Origin of the sequence: Streptomyces sp. NPDC051452 (assembly GCF_044454765.1) — a bacterium.
In the GTDB taxonomy this organism is placed as follows: Bacteria; Actinomycetota; Actinomycetes; order Streptomycetales; family Streptomycetaceae; genus Streptomyces.
Genome location: NZ_JBITEB010000002.1, coordinates 693,320 through 708,953 on the forward strand (window position 1 = coordinate 693,320; position 15,634 = coordinate 708,953).

The window sequence follows — 15,634 nt, forward strand, 5'->3', positions numbered from 1 at the left end:
CCGCGTCCCCGGCCGCTCGTAAGGCCGTCACCGCAGCGCACCCAGCGGGTCGTCCAGTACCGGTTGCCATGCCAGCTCCGCCGCGCCGACCAGGCTGTCGTGGTCCAGGGTGCACGGCAGGATCGGTACGCCGCCGCTCTGCCCCCACAGGCTGCGGTCCGCGACCACGGCCCGCAGTCGCTCCGGGTCGGCGTCCAGCAGGGTGCGGTGCAGTCCGCCGAGGATGATCCGGTCGGGGTTGAGGATGTTGACCAGCCCGGCGAGCCCGAGTCCGAGGCGGTCGATGAGGGCCTCGGCGGCCGTACGGACGGCCGGGTCGGCGTATTGGGTGCGCAGCAGGTCGTTGGCCTGCTGGAGCAGGGACATCTCGGGGCCCGGCGCCCGGCCCGCTTCGATCAGCAGGGCGAGCGGGTCGGCCTCGACGTCCAGACAGCCCCGGCTGCCACAGTGACAGGGGCGGCCCTCCGGGTTGACGGTGAGGTGTCCGACCTCCAGGGCGAGTCCCGAACTCCCGGTGTGCAGACGGCCGTCCAGGACGAGGGCGCCGCCGACACCCCGGTGTCCGGTGGCCACGCACAGCAGGTCCCGGGCGCCGCGGCCGGCGCCGTGCCGGTGTTCGGCGAGGGCGGCGAGGTTGACGTCGTTGCCCGCGAACGCGGGGCCGGTGATGCCGGCGGCGCGCACGCACTCCTCGAAGGTCCGCCGGACGGGGGCGCCGACGGGCCAGGCCAGGTGCAGGGGATTGAGGGCCAGGCCGTCGGGTTCGGCGACGGCGGACGGCACGGCGAGTCCGGCGCCGACACAGCGACGCCCGGTCGTACGCAGGAGTTCCGCGCCCGCCTCGACGACCGAGCCGAGCACCTTCGCCGGGTCGGCGTCGACGGTCTCGCAGCCGGGCGCCGTCGCCACGATCCGCCCGCCGAGGCCGACCAGCGCGGCCCGGAAGCCGTCGGCGTGGACCTGGGCCGCGAGGGCCACCGGCCCGTCCTCGGCGATCTCCAGCCGGTGGGAGGGGCGGCCCTGGGAGCCGGCCGCCGCGCCCGGCCGGGCGTCCACCCGGATCAGGCCCAGCGCCTCCAGCTCGGCGGCCACCGCACCGGCCGTGGCCCGGGTGACGCCGAGTTCGGCGGTGAGCACGGCCCGGGTCGGGGCCCGCCCGGTGTGCACCAGCTCCAGCGCGGGGCCGAGCGCGCCGCGCCCCCGCTCCAGCCGCGCCCTCGACGTGGTCCTCTCGCCCGCCGTCCGGGGATCCGCCTTGCCGCTCATGAGGGCGAGTCTCCCATGATCCGTACCCGTGGTGGCCCGCCGGCTACCGGCCGCTGACCCGAAGCGTGATGTTCAGCCGGCCGGTGAGCCCCAGCCCGGGCGGGGCCGTGCCCGGGTGCACGCGCGGTACGCCGTGGTAGGCGAGCCGGGAGGCTCCGCCGAAGACGAACAGGTCCCCGCTGCGCAGCTCCACGTCGGTGTACGGCTTCGTACGCGTCTCGGTGTTGCCGAAGCGGAACACGCAGGTGTCGCCGAGACTGAGCGAGACCACCGGTTCGTCGACCCACTCGTCGCCGTCGCGGTGCATGCCCATGCGGGCGTCGCCGTCGTAGAAATTGATCAGCGCGATGTCGTACGCGCCGACCGGGACGCCGTGGGGGCCGAGCGCGTCGGCGACCGCCCGGCGGCCCAGCTCGCCGAGCCACGGCGGGAAGGGCTTCACCGGTGCCCCGTCGCCGTCGACGACCGTCCGGGCGTAGGCGTACGGGTACCAGTGCCAGCCCAGACAGACCTGGCGGGCGGTCATCGTGCCGCCGCCGGGGGTGCGTACCGTGCGCAGGCCGGCGGGGGGCCGCGCCCAGTCCCGACAGGCGGCCAGCAGCTCACGCTGCTGACCGGGTACGAGCCAGTCCGGGACGTGCACGGCGCCCGGCGCGACCTCCGCGCGCTCCCTGGGAAACAGCTCCACATCCACGCCCCCATCCTCCCCCACCGCCCCTGATCTGCGGCTCCGCTAGCCTGGACGCACGATGAGCGACCGTATGACGACACCGTGGGGCGAGGTCGAGCTGACCCGCTTCCCCGAGGATCCGCGCGACCGGCTGCGTGCCTGGGACGCCTCCGACGCGTATCTGCTGCGGCATCTGGCCGAGGAGCGGGTGCCGCTGAAGGGGTCGGTCGTGGTGGTCGGGGACCGCTGGGGCGCGCTGGTCACGGCGCTCGCGGAACACCGGCCGACGCAGGTCACCGACTCCTTTCTGAGTCAGGAGGCGAGCCGGGCCAACCTGGCGCGGGCCGGTGTCGAGCCCGGGGCCGTGCGGCTGCTCACCACGCAGGATCCGCCGCCGGGACGGGTGGACGTGCTGCTGGTGCGGGTGCCCAAGAGCCTGGCGCTGCTGGAGGACCAGTTGCTGCGACTGGCGCCCGCGGTGCACGCGGACACGGTCGTCGTCGGTACCGGGATGGTGAAGGAGATCCACACCTCCACGCTCCGGCTGTTCGAGCGGATCCTCGGTCCGACCCGGACCTCGCCGGCCCGCCAGAAGGCGCGGCTGATCTTCTGCACTCCGGATCCCGAGCTGGAACGGCCCGCCAATCCGTGGCCGTACGGCTACGCCCTCCCCGACGGCATCGGCGCGGCGTCGGGGCGCACGGTCGTCAACCACGCGGGCGTCTTCTGCGCCGACCGGCTCGACATCGGCACCCGTTTCCTCCTCGCCCACCTGCCGGGCCCGGGCGCGGCACGCGTGGTCGACCTCGGGTGCGGCAACGGCGTGGTCGGTACGGCGGTGGCACTGGCCGACCCGGCGGCCGAAGTGCTGTTCGTGGACGAGTCGTTCCAGGCGGTGGCCTCGGCGGAGGCGACGTACAAGGCCAATGGGGTGCCCGGACACGCGGAGTTCCGGGTCGGGGACGGGCTGGCCGGGGTGGCGCCCGGCAGTGTGGACCTCGTCCTGAACAATCCGCCGTTCCACTCCCACCAGGCGACGACCGACGCGACGGCCTGGCGGATGTTCACCGGGGCGAAGCGCGCGCTGCGGCCGGGTGGCGAGCTGTGGGTGGTCGGCAACCGCCATCTCGGCTACCACGTCAAGCTCAAGCGACTGTTCGGCAACTGCGAAGTGGCCGCCGCCGACCCGAAGTTCGTGGTGCTGCGGGCTGTCAGGAAGGGCTAGCGGAGCCGGCGCGCCGCGCGGCCCCGGACTCGCCCGACCAGCCACCCCCGAACCCGGCCACCGACCCCGGATCCGGCCCCGACCGCCCGGCCTTCGGCCACCGCCCCGCCGTCACCCGACCACCGGACCTGGACGGCGGGCCGTGCGCGGTGCCGCCCTCGGCGGCCGACTCGGCATGGCGGCCCGGTGGCGACGACGCTCAGTCGGGTGTGCGGGACAGGACGCGGATGAGCCGGGCCACCTCGTGGGCCATCGCCTCGCGGCCGACGCTGAGGTACTTGCGGGAGTCGACGGCCTCCGGGTGTGCGGCCAGGAACTCCCGGATCGCGCCGGTCATGGCGACGTTCAGGGCGGTGCCGACGTTGACCTTGGCGATGCCGCCGCCGACCGCCGCGACCAGGCCGTCGTCCGGGACGCCGGAGGAGCCGTGCAGCACCAGCGGTACGTCCAGCGCCGCGGAGAGCCGCTTGAGCAGGCCGTGGTCGAGGCTGGCGCTGCGGGTGGTCATGGCGTGCGTGCTGCCGACGGCGACGGCCAGGGCGTCGGTGCCGGTGCGGGCGACGAAGTCGCGTGCCTGGTGCGGATCGGTACGGGCGCCGGGCGCGTGCGCGTCCAGAGGGCGCTGTCCGTCCTTGCCGCCGACCTGCCCCAACTCCGCCTCGATCCAGAGCCCTTGGGCATGCGCCCAGTCGGCTGCGGCCCGGGTCGCGGCGAGGTTGTCGGCGTACGGGAGGCGGGCCGCGTCGTACATCACCGAGCTGAAACCCGCCGCGGACGCCTGGCGCAGCAGGTCGTCGCTCTGCACGTGGTCGAGGTGCAGGGCGACGGGTACGGCAGACTCCTCGGCGGCGGCGACGGCGGCTCGGGCCAGCGGCAGCAGCCGACCGTAGCGGAACTTGACCGCGTTCTCGCTGACTTGCAGGACCACGGGTGCGCCGGCCGATTCGGCGCCGGCGATGACGGCTTCGATGTGTTCCAGGGTGATGACGTTGAACGCGGCGACGGCCGAGCGGGTCTCGGCGGCACGGGTGACCAGCTCGCCGGTGGGCGCGAGAGGCACGTGAGGTGTCCTTCCGGGGCGCGGAGCGGCGGGCTCAGGGGGTGAGGATCACCGAGCGGGTGAGATGACGCGGCTGGTCGGGATCGAGGCCCCGGGCGGCGGCGACGGCTACCGCGAGCCGCTGGACGCCGACGAGTTCGGCGAGCGGGTCGAGCCCTCCGGCCACCCACAGGGCGCCGGTGGCGCGGACCTGCGCGGCAAGTCCCTCGGGCGCCTCGCCGAGCATCCAGGTGGCCGTACCCTCGGTGGTGACGCTGATCGGACCGTGCCGGTACTCCATCGCCGGATAGGCCTCCGTCCAGGACAGTGAGGCCTCGCGCATCTTCAGGGCCGCCTCATTGGCGAGTCCGACCGTCCAGCCGCGCCCCAGGAAGGTGAACTGGCTACAGGACGCCAGCCCTTGGGGCAGGGGGGTGGAGAGGGCCGTGCGCGCGTCGGTGACGACGGCGTCGGCGTGCAGACCGAGGTGGGCGCGCAGGAGGGTGAGGGCGGTGGTCGCGAACCGGGTCTGGACGACGGAGCGTTCGTCGGCGAAGTCCAGCACGACCAGGTCGTCCGCGACCGTCATGACCGGGGTCGCGGGATCGGCGGTGATGGCCGTGGTGGGTGTGTGGCCCTTCAACTCGCCTATTATTCGCAGCACTTCGGTGGTGGTGCCGGAACGGGTGAGGGCGACCACCCGGTCGTACGACCGCCCGCGCGGGAACTCGGAGGCGGCGAACGCGTCGGTCTCGCCCTGCCCGGCGCCCTCACGCAGGGCGGCCACCGCCTGCGCCATGAAATAGGAGGTCCCGCACCCGACGACCGCGACCCGCTCCCCCGGCCTGGGCAGCGCGTCCCGGTGCCGCTCCGCGTCCCCGGCCGCCCGTATCCAGCACTCCGGCTGGCTGTTCAGCTCGTCCTCGACATGGGTCATGCCCACACCCTCCCCTGCTGATTTTTCCTGCAAGATATAGCGAGCTTTCGAGCACAATCAAGCATTTGAGACGAGACCGAGTGCGTTAAGGTCGCCGGGAGACACAGAGAGGGATCGGGTTACGGTCCGCAGCGGATCCGGGAAGGGTCGCCCGACCATCCGGGAACGCCCGTCGGCGCCGGCGCCGGGACACGCACACCCGATCGACGAACGGAGGCCGCGGATGTCGCGGGACGCCCGCTGGAACGCGCTGCTGGAACTGCTCGTCGAGCGCGGTCGGCTGGAGGTCGAGGAGGCGGCGGCCGAACTGCAGGTGTCGGCGGCCACGATCCGCCGGGATCTCGACCAGCTCGCCGAACAGCAGATGCTGGTGCGCACCCGAGGCGGGGCGGTGGTGCACGGCGTCTCCTACGAACTCCCCCTGCGCTACAAGACGGCCCGCCGCGCCTCGGAGAAACAGCGCATCGCCAAGGCGGTCGCCGAACTCGTCGCGCCGGGCGAGGCGGTGGGCCTGACCGGCGGTACGACCACCACGGAGGTGGCTCGCGCCCTCGCGGTGCGCGGTGACCTGTCCACCGGCACACCGGCGCTGACGATCGTGACCAACGCGCTCAACATCGCCAACGAGCTGGCCGTACGGCCCCAGTTCAAGATCGTGGTGACGGGCGGCGTGGCTCGCCCGCAGTCGTACGAGCTCATCGGCCCGCTCGCAGACGGGGTGCTGGGTCAGATCACGCTGGACGTGGCGGTACTGGGCGTGGTCGCCTTCGACGTCACGCACGGCGCCGCGGCGCACGACGAGGCGGAGGCCGCGATCAACAGGCTGCTGTGCGAGCGCGCCGAACGGGTGGTGGTGGCCGCCGACTCCAGCAAGCTGGGGCAGCGGGCGTTCGCCCGGATCTGCGGGGCGGAACTGGTGAACACGCTGGTCACGGACACGGCGGTGGCCCAGGAGACGGTACGGCGCTTCGAGGAGGCGGGCGTTCGGGTCCTGGCGGTGTGACGGCCGGGCACGGCGACGGCCGGTCCGCACTACGCCCCATCGGCGTGCCGTCCGGCCGGTGACAACCGGGGCCGAGGCCGTGAACGCCCTCAGCCCCCGACTGTCCGTCGGCACCCGGACCAGGGCACCCCGGGCCCGTCAAGCGGGCGCCGCGGCCTCAGAACGCGCCGAGGTCGGCCTTCACGAACCCCGCGCCGCGCTGGTCGTTGCAACCGAACCGGGGCCGGTCGGCGGGGTCGGGCCAGGCCTGCTGGGCCTTGAGCGCCACGCTGACCAGGGTCAGCAGCAGGTCGACGTCGCTCGCGGCGTCGAGACGCAGGGTCAACCACTGCGAGCCGGGCACGATCCTGATCGCCCCCGAGCACTTGAAGTCCGCGGTGAACCTGCGGACGGCCCGATCGGTGAGCCGCAGGTCGACATCCCGGTCCGAGTGGAAGTGGGCGATCTCCCCCTGGACCGAACTCACCCCCTGCCCAAGGCCGCAGCTCGGGTCGACCTGTCTCAGGTCCGGCCAGGTCGCCAGTTGCGCGAGTGCGCGCGAGGCCAACGTCATGGGCCCATCATGGCGCGCTCACCCGCTCGCAACCACCTCGTGAGCAAGCATTAACCATCCCGTATCCGCCACAGGCTCCCGACCCGCACGGACGCGCCCCACTCGAACAGGCCGCCCCCTGCCCCGCGTTGCCCGAGAGCGCCGAGGGAAGTCCGAAAATAGCACCGTTTCCAGCCAAGTCGACAGGCAGCCGCATCACCCCCAACCCCGACCCACACCCAGGGCGCACCGGGGCCATCTGCGCAGGCCCCCACACACGGGCGCTCCCAGGCCGCACGCCACGTCCGCCCACTCCCGGACCCGCTCCGCCCTTGCCCACCCCCACACCGCGCCCTAACCTGGTTTTGTGCCGCAAATAAACAAAACCCGACCGCACAGCGTCGTGCCTGGCCGGAGCCTTACCGGGCTGCGCGCGGCGATCACCGCGTTCTTCGCGCTGGACGGCTTCATCTTCGCCGGGTGGGTCGTCCGCATCCCCGACATCAAGCACCAGACGCACGCCTCCGCGGGCGCGCTCGGACTGGCCCTGCTCGGGGTCTCCGCGGGCGCCGTCCTCACGATGACGATGACCGGCCGGCTGTGCCGCCGCTACGGCAGTCATCCGGTGACCGTCGTGTGCATGGTCGTCCTCGCGCTCAGCGTGGCGCTGCCTCCGCTCACGCACTCGGCACCGGCGCTGGGCGCCGTCCTGCTCCTCTTCGGCGCGGCGTACGGCGGGTTCAACGTGCGAGTTGCACTAATTAAGGCCATGCCCACGAAGTAGCCCCGCCGGGCGGAGAGGCTTCCGGACCTCGGGCGCACGGCGGGGCGGGTGGAACAGTGGCAGCTTGCTACCGGAATCTGGCATTCAGAAGGGTGCGGCTGGCATATTCATGAACTGCGCCGGACACCCCGCGTGGGCCGCCCCAAGCGGGGGCACTCGCCAGGTGTGAGCCCGCCCCGCCATGGCCTTCCGGGACCACCGCGGGGCGGGCGCATAGTGCCACCCCTGCTCTGTTCTGACATGACATCAGGAAAAGCGTCTGGGCTGGCGCTGACATATGACCATGATCAGTCCAACTTTGTCGAGTGTCTCGTGACGTACCTAACTGGATCGTGAAACGGCGTCGCGAGCTGGGCGAACGCATCGGTGATCGGCGAGCCGCCGCCCACCACACGCAGGAATCCTTCTGCGAAGCCACCGGCCTGAGCCGCCGCCACCTCCAGCGCATCGAGTCCGGTGAGGCCGACGCCCGCTACAGCGACCTGCTGAAGATCGCCAAGGCCCTTGGCACTCCGGTCTCCGATCTCACGCGCTGACGGCGGACAGCAGAAGGCCCCGCCCATCTGCCACGGGGGGAGCAGACGAGCGGGGCCGGTCCAGGCGGTCAGCCCGTCAGGGACCAGCGGGCACCGCTGGGCAGGTGCCAGGCGTACGCGGTGCCGTCGGACTCCCGGGCGTAGCCGAACCTGTCCTGTGCCGGGCAGCCGACATCGTTCCACCACTGCCAGGCTTCCTCGGCCCTCCGCCACAGGGCGTCGTTGCCGCCGAACGTCACCACGCCTTCGTTGTCCCCGGCGAGCGGGACACGCGCCCACGAGCCGTCCGGGCACTGGAGTTGCAGCGCGAGTCCTTCCTCGTCGCTGTGGTAGACGAGTTCGGCGGCGGGCAGATGGAAGGCCAAGACCAGGCGCAGCGGGTAGTGGGTGCGGATCTCCTTCGCGGTAAGCCGGGTCGGGCGGCTTCCCGCCCTCGGCGCTCGCTCCGGCCGAGTCCGAGCCGGGTAGGTGAGGGCGTTGCTGCGCGCAGGCATGAAGCGGCCGCCGTTGGCGGTGAAGAAGCCGCGGGCCAGGCCATCAGTGCCGCAGGAGAGCCGCACCAGGCCCCCTTCGATCCCCAGCGCCACGTCGGCCACCATGATGCCGCCGGGGCGCAGCTGCTGGATCCAGGCGTTCGGGATGGTCGGCACCGAGCAGGTGGCGATGATCCGATCGAAGGTGTGATCCCCGGGGTATCCCAGCGTCCCGTCGCCCGCCCTCAGCCGCGGGCTGTAGCCGGCGTCGAAGAGCCGGTCCCGGGCGGTCTTCACGAGGTCCTCGTCGACGTCCACGGAGTGCACGGCGGTGCTGCCCAGCCTGGCGCACAGCAGGGCGGCGTTGTAGCCGGTCCCGGTGCCGATCTCCAGGACGCGGTGGCCGTCGCTGACGCCCAGGTCCTCCAGCATGCCGGCCATGAGGCTGGGCAGCGTGCTGGACGACGTAGGGATGCCGGTCCACGCGTCCGGCGCGACCTGCTTGGCCGTCTCCGGGTCCAGGGCTGTGACGAGGGTGACGTCCCGGTAGACGGCTGCCAGGGCTCCCCCGTCACCGGCGTGACGCTGCCGCCACACCGCAATGCCGCGGTCGTCGGTCTCCTGCTCATACCAGGAGGGGACGAACAGGTGACGCGGGACGGTCGCGAAGGCCTCCGCCCACGGCTTGCTGCGGATCGCGCCGAGGGCGGTGAGGTTCTGGGCGAGGTCGGCCAGGTACGGGCGGGCCACGTCGTGGGCGGTGACACTCATTCGATGACTCCCTGGAGTTCGTCGGCGATGGCCTGGGCGATGGGCAGGCCGGTGGCGTGTTCGATCCAGTCCCACTGCCCGCAGGGGTTCGCCTCCAGGAACGTCCAGACGCCGTCGGGGCTGACGACGAAGTCCATAGCGGCGAAGCGCAGACGGAGCCGGTCCATGTAGCTTCGCACCCCGGCCGCGACGGCATCAGGGACTTCGGCAACCCGGTAGGTGAGGGAGGCGTAGTCGCTTCGCCAGTCCGTGTGGGCGGCGTCGCTTCCCGCGTGGATCTCGGCGGCGAGCAGCTGGTGGCCGACAGCCGTGAGCCGTACCTCGTACGCCTTGTCGATCCAGCCCTGGAACAGGTGGGCGGTGGTCTCGATGCCCCGCAGGTCGTCGAGGTCGCCTTCGGTCAGCCGACGGGTGTATACGGTCTTGAGCTGGTCGTCCTCGATCAGTACGGGGCTGGCGACCGGCTTGCAGATGACGCGGCCGCCGACGTCTCCGACGAAGGCACGGACGGCGTCGGCGTTGTTGGAGATGAGGGTGGGCGGGATCGTGAGCCCGCAGGACCGGGCGGTGGCGAGCTGAAGGGGTTTGTACTCGGCGCGGGACATGGCGGAGGGGTGGCTGACCCACCGGCAGTCGAGCGCGGTGATGATGCCGCCCAGACCGGAACGGGCCTGCGCGGCGGCGAACTGCCGCTCGGGCCCCGACATGGTGGGCGGGAACACGAAGGCGTTCGGGGCGCGGTAGTAGACGGCGCTGATGTCGGCGAGGTCGACGGTGCGGTGCTCGGTGGCGAGGCCGCCGGCCCACCCTCGCCGGGCGTCGATGCGCCCGGCGAGGGTGAGGTCCAGCGGGAACTCGCTGGTGTCCATGCGGAACACCTCGGCACCGCCGTCGGTGAGCGCCTTGACGACCCGGTCGGTGGGCCAGTCGTCACGGGCCGCGATCACGAGAACGGCGGGCATCACGGCATCAGTCCTTCGCACCCTCATCGAGCGGCGGCGGGTTCTGCACGTTGCCGTCCGGGACGGTCGGCGTGTGCGTCTGCATGTACGGCAGCGGGCCGTCGTACAGGCCGACGGACATCTGCAACTCCTCGTCGTAGACGGCGAGCGGCAGGACGGTCGCCTGGGAGGCGTCGGGCGTACGGGCGAAGCGCAGGGCCCACGGCCGGCTGCTGGTGTTCGAGGCCGGCTCCGTGCTGTGGGGGATGCGCCCGCCCTCGGGCGCGAGCGGGAACGCTTCCCGCATGTCGGCAACGATCATGTTGCACTCCTTGGTTCGGTTACTGATGGATACCGCCCGTTTGCCGGGCGGAGATCGTGGTGGGCGCCGACCTAGAGCAGCCGCGCGATGGATTCCGGCAGGAACAGGTCGCGCGCTCGGTGCTCGGCCCAGAGGATCGCGACATCCGGTCGTCCGGCGTACGAGGGGCAGATGTCGCAGAGGCGGGTGTGCGGGGCGGGCACGTCGTCGGAGTGGGCCTCCACGATGTGGCGGGAGATGAAGAGTTGTTGGTCTAAGCAGCCGACGTCCGCGCGGATCTTCTCAGCGAGGCCGACCAGGAGTGCCGCGCACTGGTCACACCCGAACATGAACGGCGGTGGAACCGGGAGAGTCTCCTCATTCGGAGTGTCCGTCGGGTCCTCGTGCCGGTCGCTCGTCACTCGCTGTCTCCTTCGACTGCGGCTGTTCTCGTTCCGGTGCTCGCCCCGCCGAGGTCTTCCGGTTCCTGCGGCGGGGCGAGCGTTCCCGTCGCGTCGCGGCTTCCGTTCCGCAGCGCGACGGGGCTGGTGGGTGCGGCCCTGACCCGGAGCGGCCGCCATGGGGGTGCGTCAGTGCGAGGTCCGCGCCAGCACCACGGCGAGGACGGGGCCGGTCACGGCCACCACGTAGATGAGCAGGGCGCAGATTGATCTCATTACCGTCGGCTCCCGCCGGCGATGAGGAGAGGGACCACGCCCATGCCCGACAGAGCCATCTCGATGGCTTCGTAGCGGTGCTGTGGGTGCGCCCAAATGTTCCAGCCTGGCCCCGAGGAGACTTCCTGGGACGCGATCAGGACCGCGTCGGCCTCGTCGGTGATCGGTTTACCGCAGGGGCGACAGAATCGCACGAAGGCGGTCACCGGTTCCCGCCGCCGAGTTGCTCGTAGTGGTCACACAAGGCTCTGACGCAGCGGGCGAGCTTGCGCGCCACCGCGACGCGGACGTCCGGTGTGCAGCCGTCCCCGATCCGCAGCTTCCTGGTCGCCTCGCCGACGCAGGCGAGCGCGCAGAACTTCGGGATGCTGTCAGCATCTGTTTGCTGAGCCTGCGCCTCAACCGCGGGGATCAGCAGTCCGAGATGCGTTCGCAGCAGCGCGGTGAGCGTCTCCAGCTCGGGCGCGACCGGCGGCAGGACGTCGGGCCCATCGTCCGGGCCGAGCAGCTGGGCCGCTGTCTCCAGCATGGGCGCGGTGTCGATCCGGCCGGCTGCGGGGTTTGCCGCTGCTCTGGTCATCGTGCATCACCGGCCTCGCGGTGCCACGGGCAGGCGCACGGGGGAAGCATGGTGTTCATCGGCTCGGGCGGCGGCACGTATCCGCGAGGCACGGACACGGTGGCGCGCGGGGGCGTGACGCTGCCGTCGCGTGTGACCGTGTACACCTTGATCGTCATGGCCGGACCTCGTGTCCGTCCTCGCAGTCGGCCTGTACCGTTTGTCATGTCGACGCTCCCTCACTGGAATGAGCGTTGGCCAGCCCCCGGACCGTGGCGCGGTCGCGGGGGTCCGTCTGTTAGCAGGATGCCGACACGAAAAGGCCCTAACTATCAGTCTTCACTGATAGCTAGGGCCAACGTTTAACAGTCAGTCACATGCCGAGCCAGGAGCCATAGTTGGTGAAGCTGTTCGGCATCTGACGCCTGGCTGCGTCCAGTCCTGCGTACGTCTCGCGGACCGTCGGGTGATAACGGGTCTGCTGCGGAGCCAGCTTCCGGGCGATGAGCAGGCTCTTGAACGCTGCGTCGGTCTGGCCGGTCCACATCTGGGCCCTGGCGACCTCGGCGTGGTGGTGGGCGAGCCGGGATGGCGGCCAGTCGTCGGGGATCGCCGTGTCCTCCGCCTGGCGCACGGCCTCCGGGTACAGGTCCAGCTCGGCGAGCACGCTCACCCGGTGCACACCGACGTTCGTGGGCCCGAAGGACAGCCAGTACACCCTCTCGGCCGGCCCAGTGCGCTTCGCGATCCGAGCCGCCTCAGCGAGATGCCCTTCGGCGGTCTCCTTGTCCTTGTCCCGGCCAGCCAGCACAGCGGCGCCGAGGTGTAGCTGTCCGGTGACGACGTCCAGGACTCGGCCGTGCTCCGCCTGCTCCAGGGTGGACATACCGAGTCCGACCAGCCGCTTGCCGGTCTTGTAGTCGCTGGCCCGCAGGTAGGCCAGCGCGCGGAGGTACTGGCGCATGCCGCCGAGCACCGGGTCCGAGGCGCGCTGCGCCGCCCAGTCCATCCGGTCCAGGGCGACGGTGCACAGGTCCGGGTAGCCCAACTTGGTCGTGACGTCGTACGCGGTCCGGTAGGTGCTGGCCAGCAGCTGCCAGGTGCGCGTGGTGCCGCTGGTGTGCGCTCGGTTCGTCGCCTCATGGATGAGGGACGGGAGTTCTGCGGCCACCTGCTTGATGTTCGTCGCGCGGACCATGGCGCACAGCCGATCGGCGTCCGCTTCCAGCTCCTCGACTGGACGCGGGGCCAGGTCAGGGTCGGCGCCGAGGTCGTAGATGTTGAGCGCCTCCCGGATCGGGTTGATGAGACCGTCAAGCTGGTCATGGCGCAGCTCGTCGAGGTAGGGCTGACCGTTGAGGTCTGAGACGGGCACCGACAGCGCGCGGGCGAGTGCCCCTATCACCGAAGGGCTGGCCGGCATGATGCCCTGCTCGACCTTGGTGATGGTGCTGTAGGAGACGTGGGAGAGATCAGCCAGTTCGCGTTGGGTCAGACGACGAATTTTCCGAGCGTGCGCAATGCGCGCGCCTGTGTGCTCTACAGAGTGCCGGGGCATACTGGTCTCCGTTCTGAACTCGACACTCAGAACGGTACCCCGGGCCCGCACCGGGGGACCCGCTCAACGGCCCTCTCCTTAACGGTGGGGGCCGTTGCCGTTGAGGCCGGCGCCCGCATGAGAGAGCCCCCCGCCGCGCGGAGGACGCGGCGGGGGGGCGATGTTCAACGCTGGCCTCGCCGCCCGAGGACAGCGGAGCTGGACGCCATCAGACCTCCCACGGCCAGCCCGCGTCGCGGCCGCGCGACAGCAGCGCGATCGTCGTGAACAGCTGGTCGGAGAATCCGCCGACCTCGTACCGGTTCGGCTGGCTCGTGTCGATGGACGCGGGCCCGTACCCAGTGGTGTTGATGCCGAACATGGGCACGTCGGCCGGGATCGCGTCCGACACGGACACGGGCCGGTAGCTGCCCCGGAAGGGCCAGGGCGCGCCACCGCCCGGGTGGGCGAACGCCTGCATGTCGCTGATGATCACAACCCGGTCGTGCCTGTCGTACGAGGCCCGGAGAGCTGCCACGGTCTCCGTACCGTGTCCGACCTCGCCGAGCCTCTGGCAGAACGCTTCGGTCTGGCGCAGCACGCTGCCACCCTTGGCCAGTGGGTGCGTGAACGCGCCGTTGGCGTAGCCGACGAGGTCTACGTCGCAGCCGCGCGCAGCGAGCGCCACCGCGAACAGGGCCCCCACGTCGACATGCCGGATCTGGCTCTTGGCGGACACGGTGCCCATCATCGACCCCGACGTGTCGACGAGGACCAGGGTCCGGCCGGGCAGGGCCGGGATGTTCGCGGTGGACGCGGCCAGGGCCTGGTCCAGGGCGTGGCCCCAGCGCAGCGACGGCGCCGCCCGGTAGGCGGAGAGGAACCGGTACGGGAACTGCCGCGAGCGGCGAACCTCCTCGGGGTCGGCGAGCCGGGCCGCGATCGAGGCCGCCATCTCGTCGGAGACACCCGCCTCGTCGAAGTTCCGCAGGTTCCGGGTGAGCGCCATCAGCCCCATGGAGGGGATGACGGCCTCCCACACCGCAGCATCCATCGGCCCCTGAAGCCAGCCCGCCAGTGCCTCCCACGTCATGCCCGCCTCGGCCAGGCGCGCGGCGCCGTCGGGGCCGGTGACGAGCGCGCGGCGCTCCCCCACCGGCAGGGCCATGAGGGCCTGGCGCGCGGACAGCGTCCGGTTCGATGCGGGCGGGACGGCCGTGTCCGGGTGGTGCCGCCGGTCGAGGGCGTACTGGAAGAGGTCGCCCTGCCAGGGCTTGTCCGGCGCGGGTGCGGCGTGCACCAGGTTGAGGACGTCACCGAACCGGTAACCCCGGGCCGCGGTGTCGTACTTCAGCAGGGCCTTGCCGCTGTAGAGCCGCTGCACAGCGTCGCCGATCCCGCGCTTGAGCGGCTTCGGCAGGCGGCGCCCGTACTGCTGCGTCCAGTAGCCGAGCAGCTCGCCGGGCTCGTCGGGCCGCTGGAGGACGGAGTCGACGACACGCCGGTTCCAGCCGCCGCCCTCGCTGCTGGCCGTCGCGGTGTCGGGGACCAGGTAGCCCGCCTGCTCGGCCGCGAGACGCGCGTGCACGAACTCGGCGGCGCCGACGACGGCCGCCGACCGCATGTTCGCCGAGCCGCGCAGCCACCCGAGCAGGGCGGCTGTCCACGCAGGGTCCGCGACGGCGAGCTGGCGCATGAGCTGGCGGAACCGGTTGTCGCGGTCGCCTGCGCTCTCGTAGAAGGAGTCCTGGCCGACCATGTTGGTGACGGCGAGCAGGAACAGGTCGCTGCGGGCGTCGCGGACGAACGCGGTGCCGCCCTCGTGGGTGGTGGTGGGCTTGCCGGTCGTGGCGACCGGGCCGCGTGCGACCGGGCGCGAAGTGCGGGTGTTGAACCGGGACATGAGAACGCCTCCTCTGCTGGAGCTGGAGGAGGCGGGAAGCGAGGGTGCCCGAGATCAAGACGGCGACGGTACGTAAGCGTGCTGCTGTTACACCACAGCCGACCCCCCGGGCCGGCCGCCAGGATTTGCACCTGGACCACTCGATCCCAAATCGAAGTATCCGTTGCCTGCGCACCGGGCACCCGGCGCTTGTGCCTCCCGAGATCAAGTCGGTGACGGTGACGTTGGCGTCCTAGGCCGCTGGACGACACCGGCCGTGAAGCCGGCGGCGGGATTCGAACCCGCGTCTCCCTCTTAGCAGGAGAAGTAACCGTTACCTGCGCACCGGGAGGTGCGTATGAAGTTGTGGGTCCAGAGGTCAGGTCGGCGACGGTACGTAGCGCTCTACCAACTGAGCTACACCGGCCGCAGCCGATGGCAGGACTCGAACCTGCGACCACTCGATTAACAGTCGAAGTACCCGTTGCCTTCGCACCTGGA

At 71.5% G+C, this 15,634-nt stretch carries 15 protein-coding genes, 1 tRNA gene and 1 pseudogene; 4 read left to right on the forward strand and 13 right to left on the reverse strand.

The annotated features are described in order from the left end of the window. Window positions 1-27: 27 nt before the first annotated feature. Together ACIBA9_RS08165 and ACIBA9_RS08170 are read right to left on the reverse strand one after the other, a co-directional pair. Window positions 28-1,266: an ROK family protein gene (locus tag ACIBA9_RS08165; protein ID WP_399360780.1), complete on the reverse strand. Its 1,239-nt coding sequence runs from the start codon at window positions 1,264-1,266 to the stop codon at window positions 28-30. 43 nt (window positions 1,267-1,309) lie between these two features. Beyond that, window positions 1,310-1,960 carry an alpha-ketoglutarate-dependent dioxygenase AlkB gene (locus ACIBA9_RS08170; protein ID WP_362159429.1) on the reverse strand — a complete coding sequence of 217 codons (651 nt, stop codon included), beginning with the start codon at window positions 1,958-1,960 and terminating at the stop codon, window positions 1,310-1,312. Window positions 1,961-2,027: 67 nt separating this feature from the next. On the opposite strand from ACIBA9_RS08170, the gene ACIBA9_RS08175 reads away from it, so the two are divergent. Continuing rightward, window positions 2,028-3,161, forward strand: a complete 1,134-nt coding sequence (locus ACIBA9_RS08175) for a methyltransferase (RefSeq protein ID WP_399360782.1) — start codon at window positions 2,028-2,030, stop codon at window positions 3,159-3,161. Window positions 3,162-3,360: 199 nt separating this feature from the next. Here ACIBA9_RS08175 and ACIBA9_RS08180 read toward each other — a convergent pair whose 3' ends face one another. Together ACIBA9_RS08180 and ACIBA9_RS08185 are read right to left on the reverse strand one after the other, a co-directional pair. Further along, window positions 3,361-4,221 (reverse strand): ketose-bisphosphate aldolase, encoded by an 861-nt coding sequence (locus ACIBA9_RS08180; RefSeq protein ID WP_399360784.1) that lies wholly within the window; start codon window positions 4,219-4,221, stop codon window positions 3,361-3,363. Between the two features lie 34 nt (window positions 4,222-4,255). Continuing rightward, on the reverse strand, window positions 4,256-5,137 hold the full coding sequence (locus tag ACIBA9_RS08185) for an SIS domain-containing protein (RefSeq protein WP_399360786.1): 882 nt from the start codon (window positions 5,135-5,137) through the stop codon (window positions 4,256-4,258). A gap of 223 nt (window positions 5,138-5,360) precedes the next feature. Here ACIBA9_RS08185 and ACIBA9_RS08190 point away from each other — a divergent pair, with 223 nt between their 5' ends. Beyond that, window positions 5,361-6,140: a DeoR/GlpR family DNA-binding transcription regulator gene (locus ACIBA9_RS08190; protein WP_399360788.1), complete on the forward strand. Its 780-nt coding sequence runs from the start codon at window positions 5,361-5,363 to the stop codon at window positions 6,138-6,140. Window positions 6,141-6,297: 157 nt separating this feature from the next. Here ACIBA9_RS08190 and ACIBA9_RS08195 read toward each other — a convergent pair whose 3' ends face one another. Next, the gene (locus ACIBA9_RS08195) at window positions 6,298-6,693 is read right to left on the reverse strand and encodes a luciferase family protein (protein WP_399360790.1); all 396 of its coding nucleotides are present in this window, start codon (window positions 6,691-6,693) and stop codon (window positions 6,298-6,300) included. A 382-nt stretch (window positions 6,694-7,075) separates the two neighbouring features. On the opposite strand from ACIBA9_RS08195, the pseudogene ACIBA9_RS08200 reads away from it, so the two are divergent. Continuing rightward, window positions 7,076-7,420: pseudogene (locus ACIBA9_RS08200) on the forward strand (MFS transporter); the annotation flags it as partial. A 368-nt stretch (window positions 7,421-7,788) separates the two neighbouring features. Beyond that, window positions 7,789-7,992, forward strand: coding sequence for a helix-turn-helix domain-containing protein (locus tag ACIBA9_RS08205; protein ID WP_399360792.1), 204 nt, complete (start codon window positions 7,789-7,791; stop codon window positions 7,990-7,992). Window positions 7,993-8,060: 68 nt separating this feature from the next. Here the strand turns inward: ACIBA9_RS08205 and ACIBA9_RS08210 are convergent, their stop codons facing one another. The 8 genes from ACIBA9_RS08210 to ACIBA9_RS08245 all read right to left on the reverse strand — a co-directional run bounded on the left by ACIBA9_RS08210 (window position 8,061) and on the right by ACIBA9_RS08245 (window position 15,560). Then, on the reverse strand, window positions 8,061-9,236 hold the full coding sequence (locus ACIBA9_RS08210; RefSeq protein WP_399360794.1) for a methyltransferase domain-containing protein: 1,176 nt from the start codon (window positions 9,234-9,236) through the stop codon (window positions 8,061-8,063). Further along, window positions 9,233-10,198: an ATP-grasp ribosomal peptide maturase gene (gene tgmB / locus ACIBA9_RS08215; RefSeq protein ID WP_399360796.1), complete on the reverse strand. Its 966-nt coding sequence runs from the start codon at window positions 10,196-10,198 to the stop codon at window positions 9,233-9,235. The genes ACIBA9_RS08210 and tgmB overlap by 4 nt, the downstream gene beginning before the upstream one ends. Window positions 10,199-10,205: 7 nt before the next feature. Continuing rightward, window positions 10,206-10,499 (reverse strand): putative ATP-grasp-modified RiPP, encoded by a 294-nt coding sequence (gene tgmA, locus ACIBA9_RS08220; protein WP_399360798.1) that lies wholly within the window; start codon window positions 10,497-10,499, stop codon window positions 10,206-10,208. A 71-nt stretch (window positions 10,500-10,570) separates the two neighbouring features. Next, a complete protein-coding gene (locus tag ACIBA9_RS08225) occupies window positions 10,571-10,900 on the reverse strand; it encodes a hypothetical protein (RefSeq protein WP_399360800.1) in 330 nt (109 codons plus the stop codon). A gap of 457 nt (window positions 10,901-11,357) precedes the next feature. Beyond that, window positions 11,358-11,735, reverse strand: a complete 378-nt coding sequence (locus tag ACIBA9_RS08230; RefSeq protein WP_399360802.1) for a DUF6415 family natural product biosynthesis protein — start codon at window positions 11,733-11,735, stop codon at window positions 11,358-11,360. Between the two features lie 352 nt (window positions 11,736-12,087). Beyond that, window positions 12,088-13,272, reverse strand: a complete 1,185-nt coding sequence (locus ACIBA9_RS08235) for a helix-turn-helix domain-containing protein (RefSeq protein WP_399360804.1) — start codon at window positions 13,270-13,272, stop codon at window positions 12,088-12,090. Window positions 13,273-13,480: 208 nt separating this feature from the next. Beyond that, window positions 13,481-15,154, reverse strand: coding sequence for a TROVE domain-containing protein (locus ACIBA9_RS08240; protein WP_399360806.1), 1,674 nt, complete (start codon window positions 15,152-15,154; stop codon window positions 13,481-13,483). A 260-nt stretch (window positions 15,155-15,414) separates the two neighbouring features. Further along, window positions 15,415-15,560: transfer RNA gene (locus tag ACIBA9_RS08245), tRNA-OTHER, on the reverse strand. Window positions 15,561-15,634 lie beyond the last annotated feature (74 nt).

Coding starts and splice junctions, on each gene's coding strand:
- ACIBA9_RS08190 (WP_399360788.1), top strand. CDS start 5,361: ATGTCGCGGGACGCCCGCTGGAACGCGCTGCTGGAACTGCTCGTCGAG.
- ACIBA9_RS08230 (WP_399360802.1), bottom strand. CDS start 11,735: ATGACCAGAGCAGCGGCAAACCCCGCAGCCGGCCGGATCGACACCGCG.
- tgmA (WP_399360798.1), bottom strand. CDS start 10,499: ATGATCGTTGCCGACATGCGGGAAGCGTTCCCGCTCGCGCCCGAGGGC.
- tgmB (WP_399360796.1), bottom strand. CDS start 10,198: ATGCCCGCCGTTCTCGTGATCGCGGCCCGTGACGACTGGCCCACCGAC.
- ACIBA9_RS08165 (WP_399360780.1), bottom strand. CDS start 1,266: ATGAGCGGCAAGGCGGATCCCCGGACGGCGGGCGAGAGGACCACGTCG.
- ACIBA9_RS08195 (WP_399360790.1), bottom strand. CDS start 6,693: ATGACGTTGGCCTCGCGCGCACTCGCGCAACTGGCGACCTGGCCGGAC.
- ACIBA9_RS08210 (WP_399360794.1), bottom strand. CDS start 9,236: ATGAGTGTCACCGCCCACGACGTGGCCCGCCCGTACCTGGCCGACCTC.
- ACIBA9_RS08235 (WP_399360804.1), bottom strand. CDS start 13,272: ATGCCCCGGCACTCTGTAGAGCACACAGGCGCGCGCATTGCGCACGCT.
- ACIBA9_RS08175 (WP_399360782.1), top strand. CDS start 2,028: ATGACGACACCGTGGGGCGAGGTCGAGCTGACCCGCTTCCCCGAGGAT.
- ACIBA9_RS08185 (WP_399360786.1), bottom strand. CDS start 5,137: ATGACCCATGTCGAGGACGAGCTGAACAGCCAGCCGGAGTGCTGGATA.
- ACIBA9_RS08240 (WP_399360806.1), bottom strand. CDS start 15,154: ATGTCCCGGTTCAACACCCGCACTTCGCGCCCGGTCGCACGCGGCCCG.